The 25,318-nt window shown below is 72.4% G+C and carries 23 protein-coding genes; 11 read left to right on the top strand and 12 right to left on the bottom strand.

Annotated features, from left to right (window positions below):
- Window positions 1-152: 152 nt before the first annotated feature.
- A complete protein-coding gene (locus SM577_RS31080; RefSeq protein WP_474588652.1) occupies window positions 153-2,747 on the bottom strand; it encodes a M4 family metallopeptidase in 2,595 nt (864 codons plus the stop codon).
- Window positions 2,748-2,906: 159 nt separating this feature from the next.
- Here SM577_RS31080 and SM577_RS31085 point away from each other — a divergent pair, with 159 nt between their 5' ends.
- Window positions 2,907-5,723, top strand: coding sequence for an AfsR/SARP family transcriptional regulator (locus tag SM577_RS31085; protein WP_474588653.1), 2,817 nt, complete (start codon window positions 2,907-2,909; stop codon window positions 5,721-5,723).
- 157 nt (window positions 5,724-5,880) lie between these two features.
- Here SM577_RS31085 and SM577_RS31090 read toward each other — a convergent pair whose 3' ends face one another.
- The 3 genes from SM577_RS31090 to SM577_RS31100 all read right to left on the bottom strand — a co-directional run bounded on the left by SM577_RS31090 (window position 5,881) and on the right by SM577_RS31100 (window position 9,198).
- Entirely contained in the window at window positions 5,881-6,546 is a 666-nt protein-coding gene (locus tag SM577_RS31090; protein ID WP_302917361.1) for a 2-phosphosulfolactate phosphatase, read from the bottom strand.
- A gap of 130 nt (window positions 6,547-6,676) precedes the next feature.
- Window positions 6,677-8,443: a hypothetical protein gene (locus SM577_RS31095; protein WP_474588654.1), complete on the bottom strand. Its 1,767-nt coding sequence runs from the start codon at window positions 8,441-8,443 to the stop codon at window positions 6,677-6,679.
- Window positions 8,428-9,198: an ABC transporter ATP-binding protein gene (locus SM577_RS31100; protein WP_474588655.1), complete on the bottom strand. Its 771-nt coding sequence runs from the start codon at window positions 9,196-9,198 to the stop codon at window positions 8,428-8,430. The genes SM577_RS31095 and SM577_RS31100 overlap by 16 nt, the downstream gene beginning before the upstream one ends.
- 121 nt (window positions 9,199-9,319) lie before the next feature.
- Here SM577_RS31100 and SM577_RS31105 point away from each other — a divergent pair, with 121 nt between their 5' ends.
- The gene (locus SM577_RS31105) at window positions 9,320-10,228 is read left to right on the top strand and encodes a LysR family transcriptional regulator (protein ID WP_302917363.1); all 909 of its coding nucleotides are present in this window, start codon (window positions 9,320-9,322) and stop codon (window positions 10,226-10,228) included.
- A gap of 77 nt (window positions 10,229-10,305) precedes the next feature.
- Here SM577_RS31105 and SM577_RS31110 read toward each other — a convergent pair whose 3' ends face one another.
- Entirely contained in the window at window positions 10,306-10,881 is a 576-nt protein-coding gene (locus tag SM577_RS31110) for a TetR/AcrR family transcriptional regulator (protein ID WP_474582921.1), read from the bottom strand.
- A 138-nt stretch (window positions 10,882-11,019) separates the two neighbouring features.
- Here SM577_RS31110 and SM577_RS31115 point away from each other — a divergent pair, with 138 nt between their 5' ends.
- Together SM577_RS31115 and SM577_RS31120 are read left to right on the top strand one after the other, a co-directional pair.
- Window positions 11,020-11,838, top strand: coding sequence for an SDR family NAD(P)-dependent oxidoreductase (locus tag SM577_RS31115; protein ID WP_474588656.1), 819 nt, complete (start codon window positions 11,020-11,022; stop codon window positions 11,836-11,838).
- Entirely contained in the window at window positions 11,835-12,878 is a 1,044-nt protein-coding gene (locus tag SM577_RS31120) for a DMT family transporter (RefSeq protein WP_302917366.1), read from the top strand. Before SM577_RS31115 ends, SM577_RS31120 begins: the two co-directional genes overlap by 4 nt.
- Before the next feature lie 109 nt (window positions 12,879-12,987).
- Here SM577_RS31120 and SM577_RS31125 read toward each other — a convergent pair whose 3' ends face one another.
- The 3 genes from SM577_RS31125 to SM577_RS31135 are packed head-to-tail and all read right to left on the bottom strand — an operon-like array spanning window position 12,988 to window position 15,966.
- On the bottom strand, window positions 12,988-13,887 hold the full coding sequence (locus SM577_RS31125; protein ID WP_302917367.1) for an aminoglycoside phosphotransferase family protein: 900 nt from the start codon (window positions 13,885-13,887) through the stop codon (window positions 12,988-12,990).
- 60 nt (window positions 13,888-13,947) lie between these two features.
- The gene (locus SM577_RS31130; protein ID WP_302917368.1) at window positions 13,948-15,147 is read right to left on the bottom strand and encodes an MFS transporter; all 1,200 of its coding nucleotides are present in this window, start codon (window positions 15,145-15,147) and stop codon (window positions 13,948-13,950) included.
- 33 nt (window positions 15,148-15,180) lie between these two features.
- On the bottom strand, window positions 15,181-15,966 hold the full coding sequence (locus SM577_RS31135; protein WP_302917369.1) for an SDR family NAD(P)-dependent oxidoreductase: 786 nt from the start codon (window positions 15,964-15,966) through the stop codon (window positions 15,181-15,183).
- Window positions 15,967-16,022: 56 nt separating this feature from the next.
- On the opposite strand from SM577_RS31135, the gene SM577_RS31140 reads away from it, so the two are divergent.
- Window positions 16,023-17,009 carry an ArsR/SmtB family transcription factor gene (locus SM577_RS31140; RefSeq protein ID WP_474582918.1) on the top strand — a complete coding sequence of 329 codons (987 nt, stop codon included), beginning with the start codon at window positions 16,023-16,025 and terminating at the stop codon, window positions 17,007-17,009.
- Window positions 17,010-17,105: 96 nt separating this feature from the next.
- On the opposite strand, the gene SM577_RS31145 is transcribed toward SM577_RS31140, so the two are convergent.
- Both SM577_RS31145 and SM577_RS31150 read right to left on the bottom strand, forming a co-directional pair.
- Complete coding sequence (locus SM577_RS31145; RefSeq protein WP_474588657.1) at window positions 17,106-17,615, bottom strand: SRPBCC family protein; 510 nt, start codon at window positions 17,613-17,615, stop codon at window positions 17,106-17,108.
- Window positions 17,612-17,974 (bottom strand): metalloregulator ArsR/SmtB family transcription factor, encoded by a 363-nt coding sequence (locus SM577_RS31150; protein ID WP_302917372.1) that lies wholly within the window; start codon window positions 17,972-17,974, stop codon window positions 17,612-17,614. Before SM577_RS31150 ends, SM577_RS31145 begins: the two co-directional genes overlap by 4 nt.
- Window positions 17,975-18,188: 214 nt before the next feature.
- Here SM577_RS31150 and SM577_RS31155 point away from each other — a divergent pair, with 214 nt between their 5' ends.
- The 6 genes from SM577_RS31155 to SM577_RS31180 all read left to right on the top strand — a co-directional run bounded on the left by SM577_RS31155 (window position 18,189) and on the right by SM577_RS31180 (window position 23,301).
- The gene (locus SM577_RS31155; RefSeq protein ID WP_302917373.1) at window positions 18,189-19,337 is read left to right on the top strand and encodes a sensor histidine kinase; all 1,149 of its coding nucleotides are present in this window, start codon (window positions 18,189-18,191) and stop codon (window positions 19,335-19,337) included.
- Window positions 19,330-20,037, top strand: a complete 708-nt coding sequence (locus tag SM577_RS31160) for a response regulator transcription factor (RefSeq protein WP_302917374.1) — start codon at window positions 19,330-19,332, stop codon at window positions 20,035-20,037. The genes SM577_RS31155 and SM577_RS31160 overlap by 8 nt, the downstream gene beginning before the upstream one ends.
- 41 nt (window positions 20,038-20,078) lie before the next feature.
- Window positions 20,079-20,831 carry an ABC transporter ATP-binding protein gene (locus tag SM577_RS31165; RefSeq protein ID WP_302917375.1) on the top strand — a complete coding sequence of 251 codons (753 nt, stop codon included), beginning with the start codon at window positions 20,079-20,081 and terminating at the stop codon, window positions 20,829-20,831.
- Window positions 20,828-21,613, top strand: a complete 786-nt coding sequence (locus tag SM577_RS31170) for a hypothetical protein (RefSeq protein ID WP_302917376.1) — start codon at window positions 20,828-20,830, stop codon at window positions 21,611-21,613. The genes SM577_RS31165 and SM577_RS31170 overlap by 4 nt, the downstream gene beginning before the upstream one ends.
- A 13-nt stretch (window positions 21,614-21,626) precedes the next feature.
- Window positions 21,627-22,331: a hypothetical protein gene (locus SM577_RS31175; RefSeq protein WP_474588658.1), complete on the top strand. Its 705-nt coding sequence runs from the start codon at window positions 21,627-21,629 to the stop codon at window positions 22,329-22,331.
- Window positions 22,332-22,407: 76 nt separating this feature from the next.
- Window positions 22,408-23,301, top strand: coding sequence for a hypothetical protein (locus SM577_RS31180; protein WP_474588659.1), 894 nt, complete (start codon window positions 22,408-22,410; stop codon window positions 23,299-23,301).
- On the opposite strand, the gene SM577_RS31185 is transcribed toward SM577_RS31180, so the two are convergent.
- Window positions 23,209-24,057, bottom strand: coding sequence for an RCC1 domain-containing protein (locus SM577_RS31185; RefSeq protein WP_474582912.1), 849 nt, complete (start codon window positions 24,055-24,057; stop codon window positions 23,209-23,211). The two genes, SM577_RS31180 and SM577_RS31185, sit on opposite strands and share 93 nt — an antisense overlap.
- A gap of 101 nt (window positions 24,058-24,158) precedes the next feature.
- A complete protein-coding gene (locus SM577_RS31190) occupies window positions 24,159-25,250 on the bottom strand; it encodes an ArsR/SmtB family transcription factor (RefSeq protein ID WP_474582911.1) in 1,092 nt (363 codons plus the stop codon).
- Window positions 25,251-25,318 lie beyond the last annotated feature (68 nt).

Consider the following 25,318-nt stretch of genomic DNA (forward strand, 5'->3'; position numbering starts at 1 on the left):
GTGGCGATCGCCGAGGGCCGGGCGTACGGCGACTTGCCCTCCACGGCCGCGTAGAGGGTGGCGCCCAGCGACCAGAGGTCGGCCTCCGGCCCGGCGGTGGGGGGGGGGGGGGGGGGCGGCGGGGGGGCCCCCCCCCACCACCGGAGAAGGAATCAGCCGACGTGCGTGTCGAGGTACGACAGCGCCTGGTTGGCGGTCAGCCCGGACAACGCCGGGAAGTTCGCCTTGCCGAGTTCGGTCTCGATGACCGACGCCAGTTCGCCGCCACCGGCCGCCCGGTCGGCGGCCGCGTAGTCGCGCAGCAGGGTCTCCACCTCGGTGAGCATCGCCGCCGTCACCACGGTGGCGTCACCGTCCGGGGTGCCGACGGTCTGCAGCACCGGTTGCAGTGTCTGCATCGCGTGGGCGGTGCGCCGGCGCAGGTCGTCGTCGGCGGTCATCAGCGCGATCGCCCGGTCGCTGCCGTCGGCGTAGATCACCTCGTAGTGCCGCAGGGCCGGGGTGCGCCCGTCGGTGAACAGGTCCCGCACGTGCAGCAGCGCGCCGAGCACCGCGTCCACGCCCGGCCCCTGGGGTTCCAGGCCCTCCGGGCCCACCCCGGTCAGCGAGGTGTCGGCGATGCACAGGCAGTCCTGCCGGTCCTGCTCGTACACGCCGTCGACACCGACCGCGGTCCACGCGGCGGCCGCCTCCTTGGCCTCGGTCGAGCCCTTGCCGTACAGCTTGTTGGCCGACTCGATGAAGCCGACCCGGGAGTCGGTGAACCGGGCCCGCGGGGCCAGGTACGTGGTCAGGGTGCGGTAGGCGATCCGGGCCGCCTTCTCGATGCCGATCTTCTGCGACAGCAGGTAGAACGCCTTGTTCTGGATGCCCGAGTTGGTGTGCACGCCGCCCATGTCCAGGCAGCTGCGCTCGAAGTCGCGGTAGTGGCCGGGATCGCCGTACGACGGCGGGTCGGCCATGCTGCGCAGCGGGCCGCCGGGGATGCCGGTGCCGACCAGCCAGTCGTTGCTGCCGGTGGCGAACTTCTCCACCGCCTCGGCGAAGATGTCGGAGAAGCTCTCGTTGAGCGCTCCGGACTGGTACATGTACCACAGGTCGGCGGTCTCGAAGGTGACCCCGTGGGTCAGTTCGTGCGCGACCACGTCCAGCTTGGTCATCTCCTCGCCGAACACCATGGTGTCGATGACGTCCGGTATGAACATCGCGTTGCGCATCGGTCGGTCCGGGTTCTGCCGTACCCGCACCAGCGCCCGCAACTGCCCGCCCTCGTCGTCGAAGCTGTCCCGGCCGAAGGTCTGGTGGAAGTAGTCGTAGGTGTCGCCGAGGTGGTCGTACGCCTCGTCGACGTCCTGGATGCCGCTGGGCCCGTCGCCCTCCGCCCGCTTCGGCGACACCGGCACCTTGTCCTCGGAGAGCTTGTTCAGGTCGTAGATGCGCCGGTTCTTGGCGTGCGCGGCGCGCGGCAGCGCGTACACCAGCCGCCCGGTCGCCGCGTCGACGAAGTACGACGTCGACACGCCCTGGCCGGCGTCGGTGAGCCAGACGTGCCAGGCCAGCACGGTCGGCGTACGCCGGCCCGGATCCGCGCCGGCGGGCAGCAGGTACAGCTTCGCCGGCTCCACCAACGAACCGTCGGGCAGCGCGCGGCGGGCGTTCGCCGTCGCGGCCTCCGCGCTGACCGCTGCGCTGACCCGGTCCACGACCAGGTCCGGCTCCAGCGAGTTGGTCAGGAACTCCACCGTGCGGCCGGTCGCGTCCAGGTGCACGGCGACCCGGGAGCCGTAGACCGGCACCCCGCCCACGTGCTGCTCGAACCACACGTGCCGCTCGCCGGTCGGCTCGCGCTGCTCCCGCAGCGGCCGCAGTTGGGCGCTCGCGTCGGCCACGCCGAACAGGCCCGAGTTGCGCCGCAGCCAGCCCGGCACGTCCCCACCGAGGCGGCTGGACAGGCTCAGCATCGACGGCGTCCCGCGCCACGGCTCGAACGCGGCGAGCGGTGCCTGCCCCTGCTCGGCGGTGACCCGCGCGAGCGCGGCGGCCACCCCGGCGCGCCGGTAGCCGGTGGGTGCGGGCGTCGGGTCGCCCACGAACGGCACCACCCGCTCGGCCGGAGGTCGCGCCGGCTGCGCCGCGGCCGGCTGCCCGACCACCAGGCCCGCCGCCACCAGCACCAGGGCGAGCACCCCGGCCCGGGCCGGAGTGGCCAGCGCCCGCGCCCGGCGCCGGGGCAGCGCGGCCGCGACCAGCTGGGCGGTTCCGGCCCAGGCCAGGGCGGCCAGCCCGGCGAGCCAGGCCGGCGAGGCGAGCTGCACCAGCGGGTCCGTCGTCGTGGCCGCGCCCGCGGCGGACAGGCCGCCGATCAGGGCCGCGTAGCCGCCGGCCGCCAGTGCGGCCGCACCGGGCGACCGCGGGCGGCGGCGGGCCCGCCAGGCCAGCAGCACCGCGGCGGCCAGCGGGCCGGCCACCAGCAGGGCCAGCTGGGAACCGCTCAACAGCAGGGAGATCGGATACAGCCGGCCGCCGGTGGCGCCGATGCTCCAGTCCAGCGGCGCGCCGGTGCTCGCGGCGACCGCGGCGGCCAGGCCGGTCAGGTCGCCGGCCAGGTAGGCGCCCACCGGCCCGGCCGCGCCGCCGGCCAGCGACCGCAGCACCAGCCAGCAGACGGCAACGGTCAGCGCCGCGGCGAGCAGGGCGTCGCCGCCGGCGACCAGCCACGGTCGCAGGCGGCGTACGAGTACAGGCACGATGAACCTCCCAGTGGGCGCGATGGGCGGGTGACGTAGGTCCCGAACGGATCGATCCTCGTGAGATCCGGGCGCGCGAAGGATCATCCCGGCCGGTTGCAGAAAGCCTGCAGACGGCTTGCCGCACGGCGGCCATAATGGACGGCCGGAGGTGACCAGGTGGAGTTCCGGGTCCTCGGTGCGGTCGAGGCGTACGCCGCCGGCACGTCGATCGATCTCGGCTCCCGCCAGCAGCGCCTGGTGCTCGGACTGCTCCTGCTGGAACCCGGCCGCCCGGTCACGGTGGACCGGCTCGTCGAGCTCGTCTGGGGGTCCGACCCGCCAGCTTCCGCCCGGGGCACGCTCCAGGCGCTCGTCTCCCGGCTGCGCGCCTGCCTGCGCCGTGCCCGGGACGCGGGGGCCGCCGACCCGCCCGGCGGCTGCGAGATCCTGCACACCGGCGGTGGCTACCTGATGCGGGTGGAGCCGGGCGCGGTCGACGTGCACCGCTTCACCGACCTGGTCGCGCGGGCGCGGCAGGCCGACGACGCGCCAGCGGTCGAGTTGTTCGACCTGGCGCTCGAGCTGTGGCGGGGCGACCCGCTGGCCGACGTGGCGCCGACGGACGTGCGCGACCGCCTCTGCGCCGGCCTGCGCGAGGTGATGTGGACGGCGGTGGAGGACCGGCTGGAGGCACGGATCCGGCTGGGCCGGTCCCGGGAGGCGCTGGACGAGCTGACCAAGCTGGTCGCCGAGCACCCCTTCCGGCAGCGCCTGCTCGGTCAGCTCATGCTGGTCCTGCACCGGGAGGGGCGCACCGACGAGGCCCTGCGGACCTACCGCGACCTGCGGGCCCGGCTGGTCGCCGAGTTCGGCCTCGATCCCACTCCGGAACTGCGGCAGCTGGAAGCCGCGATCCTGCGGGCCGACCCGGCGCTGGAGGTCGCGCCGGGGCCGGCCGGCAGCCGGCCGCGCGGCAGCCGCACCGATCCACCCGTACGGCCGGCCGAGCTGCCGCCCGCCCACGGCGTGTTCGTCGGCCGGCACGCCGAACTCGCCACGCTCGACGGCCGGCTGGACGCCGTGCGGCGCGGCGACGGAGCCGGCGTCGTCGTCATCGACGGCATGGGTGGGATCGGCAAGACGGCCCTCGCTCTGCACTGGGGCCACCTGCGCCGGCGCCACTTCCCGGACGGCCAGGTCTACCTGGACCTGCGCGGGTTCAGCCCCGGTGACACCCCGATGCGGCCGGCGGAGGCGCTGCCCCGGCTGCTGCTCTCGCTCGGCGTGCCGGCGGCGGACATCCCGCCCACGGTGGACGCCCAGAGCGGGCGGATGCGCAGCCTGACCGACGGCCGGCGGCTGCTGCTCGTGCTGGACAACGCCTACGACGCCAGCCAGGTCCGACCGCTGCTGCCGGGGAACCTGGCCGGTCTGGTCGTGGTGACCAGCCGTCGCCGGCTGACCGGGCTCGTGGTGCGCGAGCAGGCGGTGCCGCTCAGCCTGGCGCCGCTGCGGCCGGCCGAGTCGGTGGACCTGGTCGCCGGGTGCCTGCACCGGTCCCGACCCGACGAGCGGGAGGCCCTGGCCGACTACTGCGGGCACGTGCCACTGGCGATCCGGATCGTCGCCGCCCGCGCGCTGGAGCTGCCGGACCGACCCCTCGGCGACCTGCTGCGGGAGCTGCGGCAGGGACGCCGGCTCGACGCCTTCGCCGGGTCGGACGGTCCGGACGTCAACCTCCGTACCGTCTTCTCCTGGTCGTACCGCTGCCTGTCACCGCCGGCCGCGGCGCTGTTCTGGCGGCTGGCCCTGCACCCCGGCGAGAGCGTCGGCGTCCACGCCGCGGCGGCGCTCACCGGTCTCGACCCGCCCCGGGTCCGGGAGTTGGCCGCCGAGCTGCACCGGGCCAGCCTCCTGCAGCTGCCGGCCCCGGACCGCTACCAGTTCCACGACCTGGTGGGCGCGTACGCCAGGGAACTGGCCGAGTCGCCGGACCACGCGGCGGACCGGCGGCTGGCGTTCGACCGGCTGATGGACTGGTACCTGCACACCGTCGACGCGGCGGGCCGGGTGCTGCAGCCGCACCGGCCGCACTTCGCGCCGCCCGCGCCGGCCCTGGTCGAGCCGGTCCGCGTCGACACCTACCAGGCGGCGTTGAGCTGGTGCGAGAGCGAACGGACCAACCTGCTGCCGGTGGTCCGCGCGGCGGCGTCCGGCAGGGCGTCCGGGCACGCCTGGCGGATCGCGCTGGCCGCCTCGGCGTACTGGTACATCGCCAAGCGCCGGGAGGACTGGCGGGCGGCGACCCGCATCGGGGTGGCCGCCACCCGTGCCGCCGGTGACCGGCGGGCCGAGGGAGCGCTGCTGGCCAGCCTGGCGACCGCGCTGTGCGAGAGCCGACGCTACGCCGAGGCCATCGACCTGTACCAGGAGTCGCTGCGTCTGCACGAGGCCAGCGGCGACCGGGACTGGCGGGCCACCAGCCTGAACAGCCTGGCCGTGGCGCACGCCGAGGCGGGCCGCCCGGACGAGGCGCTGGCGACGTTCGCCCTCGCCCGGGTGGAGCACCAGCTGCGGGGCAACCGGCGGGGTGAGGGCGTGGCGCTGCAGAACATGGCCCAGTGCCACGTCCTGCTGGGCCAGCCCGGGGAGGCGATCGCCCGCCACGAGGAGGCGCTGACGGCGATGCGCGACGCGGGCGACCGGTACGCCGAGGCGATCTGCATCGCCAACCTCGGTGAGGCGCACGCCGAACTGGGCGACCACGACCGGGCGATCCTGCGCTTCCGCGAGGCGGTACGGCTGCACCGGTCCACCGGCAACGAACACGGCAGGGCGCGGACCCTGCTGGCGCTGGGTCGGTCGCTGGTCGAGCGGGGTGACGTCCACCGCGCCCGATCCTGCTGGCGTCGGGCGCTCGCCGTCTTCGACGAGCTCGGCGACCCGGAGGCCGACGAGATCCGCGCGTTGCTGGGCGAGCCGGCGGCTGCCTGACCTGCTCCCCGCCCCGTTGCCCCCGGCGAGGTTCCGGCGGCGGCAGGAGTTCGGCCGGCGCCCGGCACCTGCTGCTCAAGCGCTATCGGCCATCCCCACCGGGCCCTCGGCACGTCCGGCCGGCGTGACCGATGGACGGGCTGCGAGACCGGCCATGTCAGCACGGCACCTTCGCGAGGACGACGTGATCCTCGCGGACGTCGCCGACCATGGCGAATCCGGCCCGGTCGACCTCGCGGCAGAAGCGGAGGTCGTCGGAAAGATCGACACGTTCGGACGCGGGTAGCCGGGCATAGCCACGAGCATGTTCGGCGGCGCCGTCCATGATGCCGGCGACCAGGTCTGCCGGTCGCGGCGCTGACCCGTCGAGGAGGCCGCTCAGGTACCTCGCACAGGCCCAGTCCTCGGCGGTCGTTCCGGTGCAGATGAGTGTGTACGGAGTATCGGCGTGGTTGCCCGCGATCCAGCGGGCGGTGGCACCGACATTCCTCGCTGACACCGCGAGCAGCGCCGTCGGGTCCGGACACCGAGCGAGCCCGAGTGTGCCGTTCGATGTCGCCTGGATCAGACGCCGGCCGTCGAGCCGCGCCGCCGACATCTCGAACGGCGAGTTCCCGAAGTCGAAATCCACGGGCTTGAGGCCGTTGGTCTCCCCGACCAGAAGGCGGTCGGGGAGTCGCCGCCGGAGAGCCCGGCCGACCTCGACCGACGGCGCGCAGGCTATCTCTGTCACGCCACGCTCGAAGGCAACCGCAGCCGTGGTGAAGGCCCGAATCACATCGATCACGACGACGACCCGGCCGGTCGGAACTTCGGCATCCATACCTATGATCGACACGGCACCGGATCATTCTGTGCAGAAGTCCGGCCGGCAAGAAGATTCTCAAGCGAGATCCGGCGCACTGTCCTCGGCAGAGCCGCGACTGCCCCGGGCCGCGCCGACACCGGGGAAATCATGCCGGTGGACCGCTGGCGACGCCGGGCGATGCGGCCACGACAGCGGACCGTCGCTTTCGGTACCAGGCGGCGCCGAACATGACGAGCCCGAGCACGATCATGCCGATCACGGTCGGCCAGCGCAGGTCCTGCCTCAGGTAGGTGGCCAGGAACCACGTGTGGCGCTCGGCACCGGCGGCGACGAAGAACGCGGCGACGACACCCTGGGGGAACAGCGGGACCGCCGCCAGGGCGAAGCCGACCCATTCGGCGTTCTGCGCGCGGGCGGGCAGGGCGGGCAGTCGCGGCGCTGCGTGGGCCCGGGGCTTGCGGCCGGTACGCATGGCGTGCAGAAGTTCCGGCGCCCGCGCGGCCAGGCGCCGTGCTGCCAGAAGCCCCAGGCCCCAGTAACACAGCAGGCCCGACACGAGGCCGGCGGGCACCGCGGCCCAGCCGTACCGCAGGGCGAGCAGTGCGGCCGGTGCCGCGGCTGCCGCGACGAGGGCGAGCGTGACGTAGGTCAGCCCGGTCAGGCCGCCGTTGTCGTCGCTGAGTCGCAGCGGGTTGGCGCCGCGCTTGTGCGGGTCGATACCCGGGACCAGTCCGTACACCGCCAGCAGGGGCACCAGGCCGGCCGCGGCGCCGAGCAGCGCGGGCAGCAGGGCGAGCATGAGCGGCCACGGTCCGCCCGCGATGGCGGTGCCGGCCAGCGTGACGACGGCCGCGGCCGGTCCGACGGCTGCCAGCCAGGCTCGCTGCCGGCCGCGGACGTCGCTGCCCTCCGGGTTGGTGATGGTGAGCCAGAGGGCGGTGCCGTCGGCGCCGTAGAGGTTCGCGGTCATGCCCGCGGCCATCAGGATGACGATCGGGCCGGCGTAGGGCAGCATGCCGGGCCAGCCGAGCAGGAGCGGTGTCGCGCCGAAACAGACACCGAAGCTGAGCGCGAAGACGATCTGGTAGTTGCGGGCCAGGTCCCGGGACCAGGTGCGCAGTTCCCGGGCCACGATGGCGCCCCGGGCGGTGGTCGCGGTGATGGGTCGGCGGGGCCGGCCCGAGGTCGGTGCGGCGGTGGCCGGCCTGGCCAGCAGGGCGGTCCAGACCGCCAGGAGCAGCAGGTCCACCAGGGCCAGGCCGGCCAGGGCGAGGCTGTCACCGCGGATGGCACGCAGGCCCCAACTCGACGGGAGGTGGGCGACGAACCGGGGGACGCCGTGCTGGTCGAACAGTGCGAGGAAGACCCAGATCTGGCACAGCGCAGCCAGGACGGACCCGTTGACGACGCCGGCCGCGACGGCGCCGACGCGCGAGCGCAGGGCCAGGCGCAGTAGTCCCACGGCGACCTTCGACAGCAGGACGAACAGGGCGAGCTGCAGGATGATCGCCGGCACCGCCGTCAGCGCACCGGCCAGGTCCTGCCGGATCCCGGACACGAGCAGGCCGAGCAGCGCCGTCAGGCTCACCAGCGGCGCCAGACCGACGAACGCCGCCGCCAACAGACCTGTCGCCTGGCGGTGGGGTTTCAGGCCGAGCAGCGCGAAGTGCTCGGGCGTGAGGGTTTCGCCGCCGCCGCCCATCGCCACGGGTCCCAGTGCCCAGCCCAGCATCCACAACGCGTAGACGGCGGCCAGCAGCTCGTGATCTCCGGTGGCGGCCAGGTAGAGCGTGCCGCCGGCGAGCAGCAGTCCGAGGGTCAGGCCGGTGAGGGTCATCGGTTGCTGCCGGCCGCGCAGTGAGTGCCGCAGGAGCGTCGCCTTCATCCGGGCCAGGGTCAGCGCGACAGCCACGACAGCTCCTTCCCGGTGGTTCGGTTCGCGCCCACGAGGTCGACGAACACGTCCTCGAGGCTGCGCCCGCCACGGACCTGTGCCAGCGTTCCCGCTGCTGCCACGTGTCCGCGGTCGATGACGGCCACGTGGTCGCACAGCTGCTCGACCAGCGCCATGACGTGGCTGGACAGCACGATCGTGCCGCCGCCGGCGACGAATCCGCGCAGGATCGTCTTGATGGTCGCCGCGGAAACCGGGTCCACCGCTTCGAACGGCTCGTCCAGGACAAGGAGCCGGGGAGCGTGCAGCAGTGCCGCGGCCAGGCCGATCTTCTTGCGCATACCGGTGGAATACTCGATCACCAGGGTCCGCTCGGCTCGGTCGAGCTCCAGGACGCTCAGCAGTTGCCCGGCCCGCTCGTCGGCGACGTCCTTGGGCAGGCCGCGCAGCAGACCCAGATAGGTGAGCAGCTCCCGGCCGGTGAGGCGCTCCGGCAGGGCCAACCCGTCCGGCAGGACTCCCACCAGGGCCTTGGCGCGGGCGGGCTTCGCCCACACGTCCACGCCGAACAGGTGGGCACTGCCGCTGTCGGGCCGCAGCAGCCCGACGGCCATCGACAGCGTGGTGGTCTTGCCGGCGCCGTTCTGCCCGACCAGCCCCAGGAACGCGCCCGCGGGCACGGTCAGGTTCACGCCCGCCACCGCGGGCGTTCTCCCGAACGTCTTGGTCAGCCGGTCCAGCCGCAGAGCGGGTTCGGTGTCTGTGGTGCGCACGTGTGCCGCCTTCTTCCGGTGCTCGCCTGGTCAGCGGCAGCTTTCCGCGCAGCGCGCCCGAAGATCAACGACGGCCTGGATAACATGGCATTAGCTCACACTTATTGATCGAAGGGACCTGATGGAACTGCGTGACATCGAGATCTTCCTGACGCTCGCCGAGGAGCTGCACTTCGGCCGCGCGGCGCAGAAGCTGCATGTCACGCAGGCACGGGTCAGCCAGTCGATCAAGAAGCAGGAACGGCGCGTCGGCGCCCCGCTGTTCGAGCGCACCAGCCGCGTGGTGCGACTGACCCCGGTCGGCCAACGTCTGCGCGAGGACCTTCGGCAGGCGTACGACCTCATCCAGAGCGGCCTGGCCGGCGCCGCCGCCGAAGCCCAGGGTGTCCACGGCACGCTGCGCATCGGCGTGATGGGCGCGCTGGGCAACGAACTGAGACCGCTGATCGAGAAGTTCACCGCCGACCACCCGGCCTGCACCGTCGAGACCGTCGAGTTCCACTTCAGCGACCCGTTCTCGGCCCTGCGCGCCGAGCACGTCGACATGCAGCTGATGTGGCTGCCCGTCCACGAGGACGACCTCACCACCGGACCCGTCGTCCTCACCGAGGGGCGCGTACTGGCCGTGCCGGAGACCTCCGACCTGGCCGTACGCCAGGCGGTGTCGGTGGAGGACCTGGCCGGGCGCACGGTGCTCGACCCCGGAACCGACGCACCGGACTACTGGGTCGAGGCCATGCTGCCCGCCGTCACCCCGAGCGGCCAGCCCATCCCCCGCGGCCCCCGCACGCGCACCTTCCACGAGGTCCTCGCCCTCGTCGCCGCCGGGCAGCTCGTCAGCCCACTCAACGCACACGTCACCCGGTACTACACCTACCCCGGCGTCGTATACCTGCCCATCCACGACGCCCCGCCCACCGAATGGGCCCTCGTCTGGCGCACCGACCGGCAGACGCCGCTCGTCCACTCCTTCGCCAAGCTGGGACAGCACCGCGGGCCACAGCCGATCGAGCCGGCCGGCCAGGACTAGTCCGGCGCACCCCGGCGTCGGAGCCCGGCCCGGGCGCGGCGAGCTGCTCGACGACGGCCCGCGAGAGAAGCAGGCGCTCAGGCGCGCGGGCCGGCGCCGTGCAGCAGAGTGTCGATGATGCGGGCGGCGAGGGCGTCCGGGTCGGCCCCGTCCGGGTTGCCGTGCAGGGATTCTCCGAGCAGCGCGTAGTAGACCCGGCGCACCCAGTCGAGGTCGGCTGCCTCGTCGATGAGCTTGTCGGCCTGGGCTCGCCTCAGCACGGCGGTGCAGCGGCGGGCGATGTCCTGGTGGAGGAGAGCGGCCTCGCTGTCCGGGGCGGCCGGCAGCCCCAGGGCGAACGCCCAGGCGCTCTTGACCTGGAGCACGTTGGCGGTGATCCGGTGCATCGCCACCAGCGGCGGTGCGGTGTCCGGCCTGCCGTCCTCCACCGCCTGGGCGAGCTGGCGGGCCGCGGAGGAGGCGAGCGCGTCGATCAGCGCCTGCCGGTTGGCGAAGCGCCGGTGAATCGTCGTCCGGGCCACTCCCGCGGCCGCGGCGATCTGCTCCATCGAGGCGCCGGGCTCTTCGGCGAGCACCTGCTCGGCCGCCTCCAGGATCGCGCGCACGCTGCGCTCCGCGTCCGCCCGCAACGATCGTGCCGTCGTTCCACCCATCACGCCTCCCGTATGCCACTTGGCTAGGAACACAATACAACCCTGATGCGGTGTCGTCATTACCTGCAACATGACTGTTGCAGTTCATCGGATTTCTGCTACGCTCCTCTCGCACTTGTCGCAGCTGAGGAGGAACTCATGAACCGCACTGCCCTTGTCACCGGAGCCTCGTCCGGGCTCGGCGCGGAGTTCGCCGCGCAACTCGCCGCCCTCGGGCACGACGTGATCCTGGTGGCGCGCTCCGGCGACCGGCTTGCCACCCTCGCCGAGCGCCTGGTCGCCGAGCACGGCGTCCGCGCCCACGTGCTGGTCCAGGACCTCGCCGAGCCGGACGCCGCCCGCCGCGTCGCCGACCAGCTGGCCACCCGCGGTCTGAGCGTCGACCTGCTGGTCAACAACGCCGGCTTCGGTACCTGCGGCCGCTTCGAGGAGATATCCGGAGCCCGCGACCACGACCAGCTGATGGTCAATGTCGTCGCGCTCGTCGACCTCACCCACGAGCTGGTGCCCGGCATGCTGGCGCGCGGCGGCGGCGCGGTCGTCAACGTCGCGTCCAACGCCGCCTTCCAGCCTTCCCCGTACTTCGCCGTCTACGGCGCGGCCAAGGCCTTCGTGCTGAACTTCGGCCTCGCCCTGCGTCAGGAGTACCGCCGGCGCGGCATCCGCGTGCTCACCCTGTGCCCCGGCCCGGTCGAAACCGCCTTCTTCGACGCCATCGGCACCCGGCGGGCGGCCGTCACCGGCTCCATGACCACCCCGGAGCCCGTGGTCCGCGCCGCGCTGCGCGCGCTGGAACGCGATCGCGGCTACGTCGCCCCCGGATTCGGCAACGCGCTGACCGCACACCTGACACCCCGCCGCCCGCGCACCCTGGTCGCCGCCATCGCCGAACGGGTCACCCGCAAGGTCCTGGCCTCCTCGGCCGCCACCTCGACGGTGCCGGAGCACGCCGCATGAGACTCTCGGCCAGCGTCGGCGCGGCCTCGGCGATGCTGCTCGTCGGCACCTCGACAGCGGTCTCCGCCACCATCGCCGGCTACCCCGTCTTCACCGGGCAGGCGCTGCGCTATGCGCTCGCCGCGGCGATCCTGCTCGCCGTCGTACGCCACCAGCGCCTGCCCCGCGTCCGGCTGACCTCACGTGACGTCCTGCTCCTGATCGCGCTGGCCGCCACGGGCCTGGCCGGGTTCAACATCTTCCTCGTCGAAGCCACCCGGCATGCCGGACCCGCCATGATCGGCAGCGTGGTCGGAGCCGTCCCCCTCGTGCTCGCCCTCATCGGGCCGTTGATGCAACGCCGACGCCCTGCCCCCCGTACCGTCGGGGCCGCGCTCGTGGTCGCACTCGGCGCGGCCGTCGCCGCCGGCCTCGGCTCGGGTAGCCTGACCGGCCTCCTGCTGTCCTTGGGCGCACTCGCCGGCGAGGTGGCCTTCTCCCTGCTCGCCGTCCCGCTGCTGCCGAAGCTCGGCCCGCTGCGGGTAGCCGCCTATCCCGCCGCTCTGTCCGTACCCATGCTGCTGGCCGCGGGCCTCGTCCTGGACGGTACGGATTCCCTGCGGTTGCCCACACCCGGCCAGGCGGCCGCCTTCGGCTACCTCGGCGCGATCGTCACCGCGGCCGCCTTCTTCCTCTGGTACGACGCACTGCGCCGCCTCGGCGCCGACCGCGCGGGCCTGTTCGCCGGTCTCGTTCCGGTGGGCGCGCTGCTCACCGCCGTCGCACTCGGCCTCGGCGAGGCCGGCCCCGCCGACGTCACCGGGGCCCTGCTCGTCGCGGCAGGAGTCGTCGTCGGCGTGCGCCGGCCGAAGCGCGCCAGCGAGGAGCACACCATCTCCGAGGGACAACGGGTGAGCCGACCGTCGGTGGGTCACGGCGGCGACCACCACATGCGTGACACGCGACGCGGATACCCGTCAGCAGGGGCCGCACCGGTCGTGCCGGCACGCCCGGCGGAGCACACAGCGGTCCGGCAGGCGCTGGCCTCGGCCGGGCACTGAGTCCGCAGGATCGGCGCGGGCGGCCCCAGCCGGGGCCGCCCTTCGTCGTCTGGTCCAGCGGCTACCCGGCGCGACGGGTGGCGGTATCCGCCGACCGCGACGTGCCGGCTCAGGCTGGTGGCGGGTCGGCAACGATGCGCGCCAGGGTGCGTCGGCCCATCCGACTCATGGTGGGGTTGGTCCGCCGGTAGTACCAAACCAGCCCCATCGCCTGCTGGAAGGCCCACGCTCTGCCGCGTTCCCATTCGAGATCGTCGCAGCCGAGTTGCCGCCGAAGCGCCCGACGGGGCTCGCGTTCCAGCAGGTGCCAGGCACCTACGAGGTCAAGGGCAGGGTCGGCGGGCCCCAGTCCGCCCACGTCGAGAACCCCGGCCAGCCGGCCGTCGGAGACGAGGACGTTCCCCGGAATGAGATCACCGTGGTTCATCCTGTCCGGCGCCGCGCCCCGCGGCAGTTCCCTCAACACCGCCCAGATCCGGCGGAGCAGCGGGACGTCCAGCAGCGTCTCGCTGCGCTGGAAGCAGGTTTCCATCCACCCGTCGTGCGCTGGTAGTCCGCCACCGCGACCCGGGCCGTCGAAGGTGCGTCCCCGGGTGGGGATGCCTCGCACGCCAGTGATGAACTCGGCCAGATCGTGCGCGAACGCGACCGAGTCACCCGGGTCCTCGTCGGTGGCTACGACACCGGGTACCCACGTCTGCACCGACCATGGAAGCGGGTAGCTGGCGCCGGGTTCACCGATGGCGACCGGCTCGGGGGTGGGAAATCGCGTACGACCCATCAGTTCTCGGGCCGCTTCCGCTTCCCGTTCCAGCCAGCCCCGCGCCGCGTCGACCGCGCGAGGCTGGAGGGGGAACCGGGCCGTGAACCGTTCCCCGATCCGGAAGATGGCATTGACCGTTCCCTCGGAGACGACGCGCCTGATCGGCAGGCTCCGCCACTCGGGGAACTGCGCGTCCACCAGCTCACGCACGGTGTCGAGGGAGACCGTGAGCTGGTCGTCGTGCATCGGCACATCCGGCGACAGGGGTGCGCGATCTGTAGGGGCTGGCACGAGGATCATCCTTGCTCACGTGTTCTGGGCGGCGACTGTGGCTCGACGGTGGCCGGTGGCAGGGCTGGACGCCAGGTGGCGGGCGAGAGCGATCGCGGCGAGGAGCGCCAGGACCGCGCACACGCCCAGCCATTCGTAGTGGGCGTACGCGCGGGCTCCGAGCCAGGAGCCGAGGCTGCCGCCGAGGTAGGCACAGGTCATGTAGGCGGTATTGGTTCTGCTGCGCGCTTCGGGCCGCAGGGCGTAGTTCCGTACCTGGTTGGCGACCATGCCGGACTGCATTCCGACGTCGAGCAGCAACGTGCCGAGCACCAGTGCCGCGAGGCCCACCGTCCCGCCGAGGCCGGCGAACGCGAGGACCGCGGCCGAGGCGAGAACCCCACCTGTGCAGACCAGGTTGACCAGGTCGCTCCCCCGGCGGTCCACCTGCCGCCCGGCGGCGGGTGTGCACAGCATGGTCGCCGCGTTGACCAGCGCGAGCATCCCGACCGCCGGCGCGCCCAGGCCGTACGTCGGGCCGGTCAGCAGCAGCGCGACGGTGGTCCAGACCGCGGAGAAGCCGGCGAAGATCGTCGCCTGGTAGACGCAGGATCGGCGCAGGTCGGGTTCGGTGCGCAGCAGACGCAGCGACTCGGCCAGCAGCGCCGGATACCGCTGCCCGGACGGTGGCCGTGTCGTCGGCAGCACCCGGGCCATGACCACCGCGATGAGCAGCACGCAGGCCGCGGCCGCCAGGTAGGGCGCCCGCCATCCGAACCAGTCGCCGAGAGTGCCGGCAGCCGTGCGGGACAGCAGCATGCCGCCGATCGAGCCGCTCAGCAGGGTGCCGCTGACCACGCCGCGCCGGTCGTCGGCAACGAGGCCGGCTGCCATGGGGCCGATGATCGGCGCGACGACGGTCGTGATCCCGACGAGGACGCTCGCCCCGGCGAGCGGCGGCAGCGTGGGTGCGACGCTCGCGGCGAGCAGACCCAACCCGGTGAGGCCGAGCAGGGTGACGATCAGCGGTCGATGCGGGAGCCGGTCGCCGAGCGGCACGAGCAGGAAGATCCCGGCGGCGTAGCCGAACTGCACAGCGGTCACCACCAGGGCGGCCGAATCGGCGTCGAGGTGCAGTCCGGCGGCGACCAGCGGGCTGATCGTCTGGGGGAAGTAGATGTTGCCGACGGCGACCCCGCAGGTGAGCGTCAGCAGGAGCAGCAGCCGGCGGCTCATCGCGGAGCCGCCTGTCCGGGAGCGTCGATCACGTCAGTCCACCGGTCCGCCGGCGACGTAGATGACCTGGCCGGAGACGAACCCGGCCTCGGGACTCACCAGGTACGACGCGGTGTGCGCGATGTCCTCGGGCCGGCCGACCCGGCGTACCGGGATGGTCTGCGCCACGATCCGCTGGTGCTCCTCGAAGCTGCGGCCCCGCCGCTCGGCCGCGACCCTGGTCATGTCGCTGACCACGAAGCCCGGTCCGATGGCGTTCGCCGTCACGCCGTGCTGCCCGAGCCGCAGCGCGAGCGACTTGGTGAAGCCGATCAGACCGGCCTTCGCGGCGGCGTAGTCGACCCGGCCGGAGTCGCCGAGCGCGGAGATGCTCGACATGTTGACGATCCGTCCCCAGCCGGCCGCCGTCATGTAGGGGGTGACGGCCCGGGTGAGGAAGAACGCTCCGCGCAGGCTGACCCCCGTGACCGCGTCCCACTGCTCGGTGCTCGTCTCCTCGACGCCGGCGTTGGGCCCGCCGATGCCGGCGTTGTTGACCAGCACCGTCGGTGTTCCCAATTCGGCGGCGATCCGGGCGACAGCGGCGGCCACGGCCGTCTCGTCGTTGACGTCGGCGGCGAACGCCGCCGCCGTTCCGCCGTCGCGGGTGATGGCATCCACCGTGCCGCCGCAGTCCTCCTCGACCAGGTCGACCACGGCGACCGCGAGGCCATCGCGCGCCAGACGCTTGGCCACTCCGGCGCCGATGCCGCGTGCCGCGCCCGTGACGATCGCCGTGCGCTGCCGGGTGGTCTGGTCCGTCATGTTGATCTGTGCCATGCCGGAAACCTCACAGCACCTGGCGACGGGCGCCAAACGATGTAGCGTAGAGCTTAATGATCAGCTTCCGGCTCGGCGTCGAAGACCTCGCTGACACCCGTTTCGCGATCTCACCGATCCACGAGACCGTGCTCAGCCTCCGGGTGTTGCGCGAGCCTGGCCTGTACGCGCTGCACCTGCCCTGGCGCAGGTCAGTTCTCGGCAGACTCGACGCGCCCGCTACCGACGTGCTGATGTCCCTGGTCGGGCCGGACCGTGGCCTCCCGGATTTCCTGACGCCCCGGCCGACGGAGTTCGCCGCCGCCTTCGAGGACGAACTGGCCGCCGTACGCCGGACACCTGCCGACGTCGTACGCCGCGACGTGCTGGCCGTGTACCCACGTGGTCGGCTGCCGGCCGTCTTCCAGGAGATCACCGCAGACGACGACGGGCCGGTGCTCACCCTCCGCGACGCCATCTGCGACCACCTGCACCGCTACTGGGAAGCAGCGATCAGGCCGACCTGGCCCCAGATCCGACTCGTCCTGGAAGCGGACATGACCTACCGCGCCCGACAACTGGCTGTCGGAGGCGCGCGCCTGCTCTTCGCCGACATGCACCCGAACCTGCGCTGGCACGACGGCGTCCTGCACATCGACAAGATGATCGGGCGACACCAGGTCACGGCAGCCGGCCGAGGACTGCTGCTGATGCCATCCGTCTTCTCCCACAAACCGGCCCCGCCGGTCAGCCCGGACGAGCCACCGATGCTGGCGTACCCCTGCCGTGGAGTAGCGACGCTCTGGGCGCCGACACCCACCGACGCGACAGCTCTCGCCCCGCTCCTCGGTGCGCCCCGAGCACGACTGCTCGATCTCCTTGCCGAGCCGCTGCCGACGGTGGAGATCGCCCGCCGACTCGCGGTCACCCCCAGCGCCGTGTCACAGCACCTGCGGGTCCTCCACGCGGCGGGCCTGATCACTCGCGCCCGCGACGGACGCCACGTGCTGTACCGTCGCAGCCCTCTCGGCGATCAACTGGCCGGCCACTCGGCGGAGCGTTGACCCACGTGTTCCGCCGGGGCCCGCTGTTCGGCGGATGAGAGGAACCAGGAACCGATGCCGGCGGGTGCCCGCTCCACCCGCCGACGCCCGGCGAGGTCACGCCGGGTCGGTGCGGGCCGGCAGCGAGTCGTAGTAGGGCTTCATCGCCGGGTAGTAGTCGTCGAAACCCGGCGTGGACCCGCCCTCCCGCGCTGCCACCAACATGTCCAGGTAGTACTCCCAGCCGGGGCCGGTCTCGCCGATCTCGTCGGTGGTGTCGAGGTGGTGCACGAGCCGGAGCTCGGTTCGACCATCGGTGTGCGACAGCAGTAGCTCGACGCGCCAGTTGCCGGCTTCGTCGGTCGTCGAGAGGGCCAGGCGCCGCGGCGGGTCGCAGGCGTCGATCCGCGCGTCGAGCCACGGCGCCTGATCCTCGTAGGCCATCTGCATTTTGATCATGCGGCCCGGAGCGGCATCGCCTTCCCACGCGCCGAACCACCGGGCGGTGCGGTCGGGTTCGGTCACGCTGGCCCAGACGTCCTCGATGGGCGCCCGGAACGTGCGGCTGAGGACGAGATCGTGGCCGTCGGCGATGCGGAAGAGCCGACCGGTGGGCGGATTGCTCATGCCGTTTTCTCCTGTCGTTGATCCGCCGGGTCGCGCCGGCGGCGCTCGCGACGGGTGCGATAGACCTCGGTCTCCAGCGCGTCCAGGCGACGCTCCCAGCTGGCGGCCCGGGTGAACTGGTCGAGCCACTCGATCAGGCCGGCGAACCGCGTCGCGTCCAACTCGTAGAAGCGTTGGCGGCCGACGAGCGCGGCGCGGACCAGGCCGCTCTCCCGGAGCACCCGCAGGTGCCGGCTGACGGCAGGCCGGCTGATGGTGAACCGGTCGGCGATCTCCCCCGCGGGCAGCCGCTGCTCGCGCAGCATCACCAGGATGTCTCGCCGCACCGGGTCGGCAATCGCCGCCGCCACCTCGTCCACCAGAAAAGCGTAACCAGTGCGTTACGTGTTCGGCAAGGCCGGGGCCGCCCGAGACATCTGCCGGAGATGGCCAACGGCGCGATCGCCGCCGGACCGGGGGCTCCGCGAGTCCCGGGTGCCACGCCACCCGCGACGCAACCGCCGGTGGCCCCGTCGGCCTGGCCACACCGTCGGCGATGCCGGTCGGCTGAGGCCCTCCGGGTAGTGTGCAGGCATGGCTCGGCCGCGTCAGGTCCTGTCGTCGCTGGAGTCGACCGGTCTGGACCTCGGTGCCGCGCTGCTCTGCGTTCTGGTCTTCTGGCTGCCGCTGGTCGACCGTCCCGGCTGGTCGCGCTCGCTGCATGTGTGGGCCATCGTCCTGGTGATCGTGGGGATTCTGCTCCGATCGCGCTGGTCCGTCGTGGCGTTCTGCCTCGTCGCGGGAGTGACGCTGGCCGGCGCCGTGCTGGGCATGACCCATGACCCGTTCGTGGCCGCCGCGTGGACCCTGTTTCCTGTCGCGGTCTCGCGGGGCAGTACCAGGCTGCTCCCGGCCATCTCGGTGACGATGGGGCTGCTGATCGCCCTGGTCGCGGTCGGCGGACCGGCCGGCGCCGAGGAGGCCGTCCGGTATGTGATGGTGAGTCTGCTGGTGCTGGCCGGGACGTGGACGTTGGGCAGCGCGATGAGGCGGCAACGACGTGAAGCCGAGCACGCGTTGCGGGCCGAGCAGGAGCACGCGGTCACGGCGGAGCGGCTACGGGTCGCTCGGGAGGTGCACGACATCGTGTCGCACTCGTTGGGCACGATCTCGGTCGTCTCCGGTGTCGCGCGCCAGGTCGGCGGCGACGACGCCGGACGACTCAGGGAGAAGCTCGCCCAGATCGAGACGACGAGCCGCGCGGCGCTGGATGAGCTGCGTACGGCGTTGGCGGCAGTCCGCGACCCCGGTGAAGGCGCGGCGCGCGGCCCGCAGCCGGGCATCGACGACCTGCCGGGACTTGTCGAACGCGTCGCGCATGCCGGGATCGCGGTGACCCTGACGGTGAGCGGCTGCGACCGGGTCCCGCCGGGTGCCGGGCTGGCCGTCTACCGGATCACGCAGGAGGGACTGACCAACGTGACCAGGTACGCGCCCGGTGCCAGCTGCCAGGTGGCGGTCGTCGGAGGCGACACCGACGTACGGGTCGAGATCGTGGACAGCGGTCCGGCGAACGGGTTGCCACCCCGCGGCGCGGCCACCGGAACCGGGTTCGGACTGGTCGGTGTACGGGAGCGCGTTCGACTGATGGGCGGCACTTTCACCGCCGGGCGACGGGCCGAGGGCGGGTTCGCCCTGCGCGCCGTCGTCCCGTTGTCGCGGCACGAGGTCAGCGGTGACTGAGCGGATCGGCGTGCTGATCGCCGAGGACCAGGATCTGGTACGGGCGTCGTTGCGCGAACTGCTCGACAGCGATCCGTCGATCGTGGTGACCGGTGAGGCGCGCGACGGGCAGGAGGCCGTCGCCGCAGCCGACCGGGTCCGGCCCGACGTGGTGTTGATGGACATCCGTATGCCGGGAATGGACGGACTGACCGCGACGGAGCTGATCTGCGAGCGACGACCGGCGACGCGGGTCCTCATCCTGACGACGTTCGACCTCGACGAATACGTCTACCGGGCCCTCCGCCTCGGCGCCTCCGGGTTCCTGCTCAAGAACGCTCCGCCGGCCGAGACCCTGCGCGCCGTGCACGTGGTCCATGCCGGCAACGCGATGCTCGCACCGGAGGTGACCCGCCGGTTGATCGCCGATGTCTCCGCGCGGGTCGACCGCCGACAACCCGATCTGGCCCGGTTCGACGTGCTCACGGAGCGGGAGCGCGATGTCGTGGCCGCGATCCTGCGAGGCATGTCCAACGAGGAGATCGCCGCTGAGCTGTTCCTCAGCCGGGCCACGGTGAAGACGTACCTGAGCCGCCTGTTCCTGAAGCTCGGCGTGCGGGACCGCACGCAGTTGGTCATCCTCGGTTACGAGTGCGGGCTCGTCGAACAACTCCGTCGGCCGGGCTTCCCGAGCGCGCGGCCGGGGCGTCGTCGTCGGTAGGTGTCAACCTTTGGCCGATGACCCGGGCACGGCCCGGTCGGATGCTGTACGACGTGATCGACGTAGTCAACCTCACGAAACGCCACGGCAGGAAGATCGCCGTCAACGACATGAGCTTCACCGCGGTTCGGGGCCGGGTAACCGGGTTCCTCGGTCCGAACGGCGCCGGGAAGTCCTCGACCCTGCGCGTGCTGCTGGGCTTGGACTCGGCCGACGCCGGCTCGGCGCTCATCGCAGGTGTGCCCTACCGTACGCTGCGCCACCCGCTGCGTACCGTCGGATCCCTGCTCGACGGTACTGGCGCGCACCCGTCCCGGACCGCCCACGCTCACCTGCGCTGGGTGGCGCGAAGCAACGGCATCCGCAAGGACCGTGTAGACGAGGTGCTGGAGATCGTCGGGCTGAGTGACGCCGCCGGCAAACGCGTCGGGCGGTACTCGCTCGGCATGGGCCGGCGCCTGGGTCTGGCGACGGCGTTGCTTGGCGACCCCGAGCTGCTGATCCTCGACGAACCGGTCAACGGCCTCGACCCGGGCGGCATCCGCTGGATCCGCCGGTTCCTCACGGACTTCGCCGCCACGGGACGCACCGTGCTGCTCTCGAGTCACCTCATGGCCGAGATGGCCGGCATCGCCGACGACCTCGTCGTGATCAGCGGCGGACGGGTCGTCAGCCACGGACCGCTTGCCGCGGTCACCGCCGGGTACGCCTCCCTGGAGGACGCGTTCTTCGCCCTCACCGACCCCACCGGCGGGCGCCCGGTCAACCACCCGAGGGACGGGGGCGGAGTGTGAGCAACATGGTCATCGCCGAGTTCCGGAAGCTGCTCGGACTGCCGGCGTCACTCGTCGCCATTGCCATCAGCGTGCTCGGCACGCTCGGTTTCGCGGCCCTCACGGCCATCTCGATGCGTGCCGCGCTGGACCGCGGAGACACCGCGAGGTTCACCGACCACACCACGACCGAAGCGGGGCTCGATCTGCTCCCGGTGGGAGCCGTGGGTGCGATCGTGCTCGGCGTCGTCATCATCAGCAGCGAGTACACGTCCAACCGCGACGACGCCGGCGGCGGCCGGCAGATATCCACCACCTTGACAAGTACGCCCCGGCGTCCGGCCCTGCTCGCCGCGAAGGTCACCGTGGTGACGGTGACGACCGGCGCGCTCGCGGCTTTCACCGTGCCCGGGGCGATCATGGTGTCCCAAACCCTGCTCGGCGATCACGGGCACCCGCCGGGTGACCTCGTCGACAGGATCGGTTGGCGGGTCGTCGGATCCGTCGTCTACCTGGTGCTCACCGCGCTGCTCGCCTGCGCCGCCACCGTCCTCACCCGAAGCGGAATCATTCCCCTGACGCTCCTCATCGCCAACACCTCCCTCGTCTCCGTCTCGCTGCTGCTGACCCGCGTCACAGGGCTGGCCAGGTACCTGCCCGACGTCGCGGGAGCGCAGATGGTCAGCACGAGATATCCGGCCGAGGACATGCTCGGTCCGATCGCCGGGGGTCTTGTCATGGCTGCCTGGACCGTCGTGATGCTGGTCGTCGCGGCTGTCGTGTTCACTCGACGCGACGCCTGAGCGGAGGACCGGGATGAACAGCAGGTTCACCGACGTCACCGCCGCCGAGCTGATCAAACTGCGCACTCTCCCGGCCGTCGCCGGCACCGTCGGGGCGACGCTCCTCGGCGTGCCGGGACTGGCCCTCGTCCTCCAGGCCGCCGCCCCCGAGCCGGCGGGCGCTTCCGCCGCCACCGACGCGGGCTTCCAGGCCATCGAGTACGGACAGGTCGGGCTGATCCTGCTCGGCGTGCTCGCGGCGGCGACGGAGTACAGCGGGCGTCAGATCCACACCACCGTGAAGAGTGTGCCCCACCGGCCACTGCTGGCGGCTGGAAAGGCCGTCGCGCATCTGGTGACCGCCGCGATGACGGCCGTGCTCGCCGTCGGCGCGCTGGCCGGTGTGGGTGAACGGAGACCGTCCTTCGGTCCGCTGCTCGGAGCGGTGGCGTACCTGCTGCTGATCAGCATGCTCGCCTACACCGTCGCCCTGTTGACCCGGGGCGTCCTGGCCGCGCTGGTGGTCATGCTCGGCCTGGTCTTCGTCGCCTCGCCCCTCCTGACCCGGGTCACCGCGATGGCCGGATACCTACCGGACCGGGCCGGCAGGCAGATGTACCAGACCGGATCCTCGTACGACACCACGTTGACGGCGGGACAAGGGGGAGTTCTGATGGCGCTCTGGGTCGCGCTCGCCCTCGCCCTGGCGACAGTGATGTTCATCCGGCGTGACGCCTGAAAGCAGGGATGACCTGATGAGAAGGACGTGGCGCCCCGCCGGGCACGGCAGGTTTGGCAGCACTTCCCGACGCAGGATGCTGTTACTCGTCCTCGGACTGAGTGCGGCCCTGATCGGCGCGGTCGTCGGTGCCGCGGCGCTGTACCCCACCGTCGCGGCCACGAGCTGTCCCGCCTGCTACGGCATGCGACGGGTGGAAGCGAACCTCTACGTCGGCCGCGAAGCCTCCACCGAGCAGCGGCAGCAGGTTGTCGACATGGTGGCCGCGGCGGAGCAGCGCATCCGCACCTTCTACGGCGGGCGCGAAAGCTCGCCGCGCATCCTGGCCTGCACCACCGAGGACTGCTACCGGCGCATAGGCGGCGGCAGGGAGCGGGGCGTGGCCGTCCTCAACCGGGCCGTCATCCTGTCACCGCGCGGCCTCGACCCGGTGATCGCCGCACACGAGATGTCCCACGTCGAGCTGCACCGCCGGCTCGATTCCGGCACCACGGTGCCCCAGTGGTTCGACGAAGGGCTCGCCGTCGTCGTTTCGGACGATCTGCGCTATCTCCACCCACGCTCGGCCGACGACCGGTGTAGGGCTGAGCCGGGCGGCGCCCTGCCCCGGACGCTCCACCAATGGCTCGCCGCCGCCAGCGCCGACGAGCGGACCTATGCCAGAGCCGCCTGCGCGGTACACCGGTGGATCGAGGCGAACGGCGGACCCCGAGCCGTCCTGGACCTCGTGACAAGACTCAACGCCGGCGACGAGTTCTCGGCCATCGTCGCTGCTCGCCGTACCGCGACACCTCTGGTTGGTGAGGGGTCGGCCGTCCTGAGCGGCGGACGGGGATGTCGGCACCGGCCGACAGCAGGGCGAACCTCCGTACGGTGTTCAGTCGGGCGACCGGATCGCACTCCAGCCGGTGGTGTCGCACTGACCGTGCTCGTTGTTTCCCACGGCGACAACTGTTCCGTCCGCGCGTAGCCCCAGAGTGTGGGTGGATCCGGCCGCCACCGCGACGATCCCCCGCCAGCCGGCGACGTCGCACTGCCCGAAATCGTTGCTGCCCACGGCCACTACCCGGCCAGCCGCGGTGACGCCGACCGTGTGGTAGCTCCCAGCCGCCACTGCCACGACGTCCCGCCAGGCACTGACCTCACCGGCGCCCGTCGACTGATCCCCGACCGCGAAGACCCGTCCGTCGCTGCCGAGACCAACCGTGTGGAGGTAGCCGGCGGCGACGGCGGCGACGTCACGCCACGTGTCGACCGCGCACTGCCCACGGCGATCGTTCCCCACGGCAACCGCGGTCCCATCGGCTCTGAGTCCCACCGAATGCCAGTCGCCACACGCCAACGCGACGACCTCGCGCCATTGGCTCACGTCGCAGGCTCCCTCGTTGGCCCGTCCCGCGGCCAGCACGGTGCCGTCACCCAGCAGCCCCAGGGTGCGGCGCCAGCCCGCGGCGACAAGAGTCACCTCGCGCCATGACGCGACGTCACACTGTCCGTCACGGTTCCAGCCGGTCGCCACCACAGTGCCGTCCGCGCGGAGGCCGACACTGTGGGACCGTCCAGTGTTCGACGCCGAATGCACGTTGCCCGCCGCCACGGCGACCACGTGAGCCCAGTCGTCGACTCGACACTCCCCAGATGTCCCGGTGCCGGCCGCAACCACGGTGCCGTCGGCACGCAGCCCCAGCGAGTGTCGTCGTCCAGCGGCGATGACAGGACCATCCACGTGCACAGCCTACGGATCACCCGACCCTGGACACGGCCAGCCCTCCGCACACCTCCATGCCGTTGAACGGCCCACGAAGTCGTCGCGCGCGTCCTGGTTGTTCAGCGCCCGAGGACGTCCACCAGGTGCTGCCCCAGGCCGGTGCAGGCCGCCACGTCCAGGCGGTACGTCACGTAGCGACCACGGCGCGCCGAGATCAGCAGCCCGGCCGCCTTCAGCACCGCGAGGTGCCGGGACACCTCCGGCGCCGTCACCCGCCACAGGTCGGCCAGCTCGCCGGTCGTGTGCGGGCCTCGGGCGAGCGTGCGGCAGAGACGTAGCCGCAGCGGGTGCGCAAGCGCGGTCAGCCGGGCATCCAGCTCGTCCACCCGCAACACCGGGCGCGGGTTCCAGCCCGGCGCCGGGTACTGCAGCACGGGCAGCCAGCCGGGCGCGTACACGACGGTCATGTGCGGTGCGCCGTACGCGCTCGGGATGAGCGTCATCCCGCCGCCGCGACCGTCCGCGGTCTGGTCCTGCAGCTTGTCGATCGTCAGAACGCCGCGCACGGTGTCGACCCCGATCGCGTGCGAGATCCGGCCGAGGGCGCCGACGCCCTCGCGGGCCAGGTCGAAGCGTCGACGGTCGGCCTCCTCGGCCAGCGCTGGGCGGACGCGTTCCCAGACCGTGCCGAAGAAGGCGGACTCGCAGGCGAGCAGGAAGCGTCGTACCCGCTCCCGCTCGGCGGCCGGATCGGCGAGCACCCGCTCGGCCCACGCCGCCTGCCGCGGCCCCCGGGCGCGGGCCGCGGCCAGCGCGCGCTGCCGCACGACCGGGTCACGCAGCGGCGACCACGTTCGCGGCGCCGGTGAGACGGCTCGATGGGCGGCGAGCGCCGCCGCGACCCAGCGCTCGTCGTCCAGGCGGTCGACGTCGTCCAGCTCCTCGCGCAGGCTCGGCCGCGGGTCGGACGGGAACAGGAAGTCGGCCCGGCCGGAGTGCCAGAGCAGACCGAACTCCTCCAGGTCCGGAGCCAGCTCTGCGGGAAGGGCGGCCGCCATCCTCGCCACCGCCGCGGCGGTGTCCGGATGATGCTGCGGCTCCGCGAGCACGTGCAGCACCGCGCCGAGCTCCGCGAGCGGCGACGGCGTTATCCGGATCCGATCGGCCGGTACGCCGGCGATGTCGATCGAGGTGACCACGGTACCGATCATGGCAGGGGTCCGCGCCCGGGCAGGCCGATTGACGCCGTCTGTCAATCGACGGGCCATGGATTGACGAC

The sequence above is a fragment of the Micromonospora desertarenae genome, from assembly GCF_056150265.1.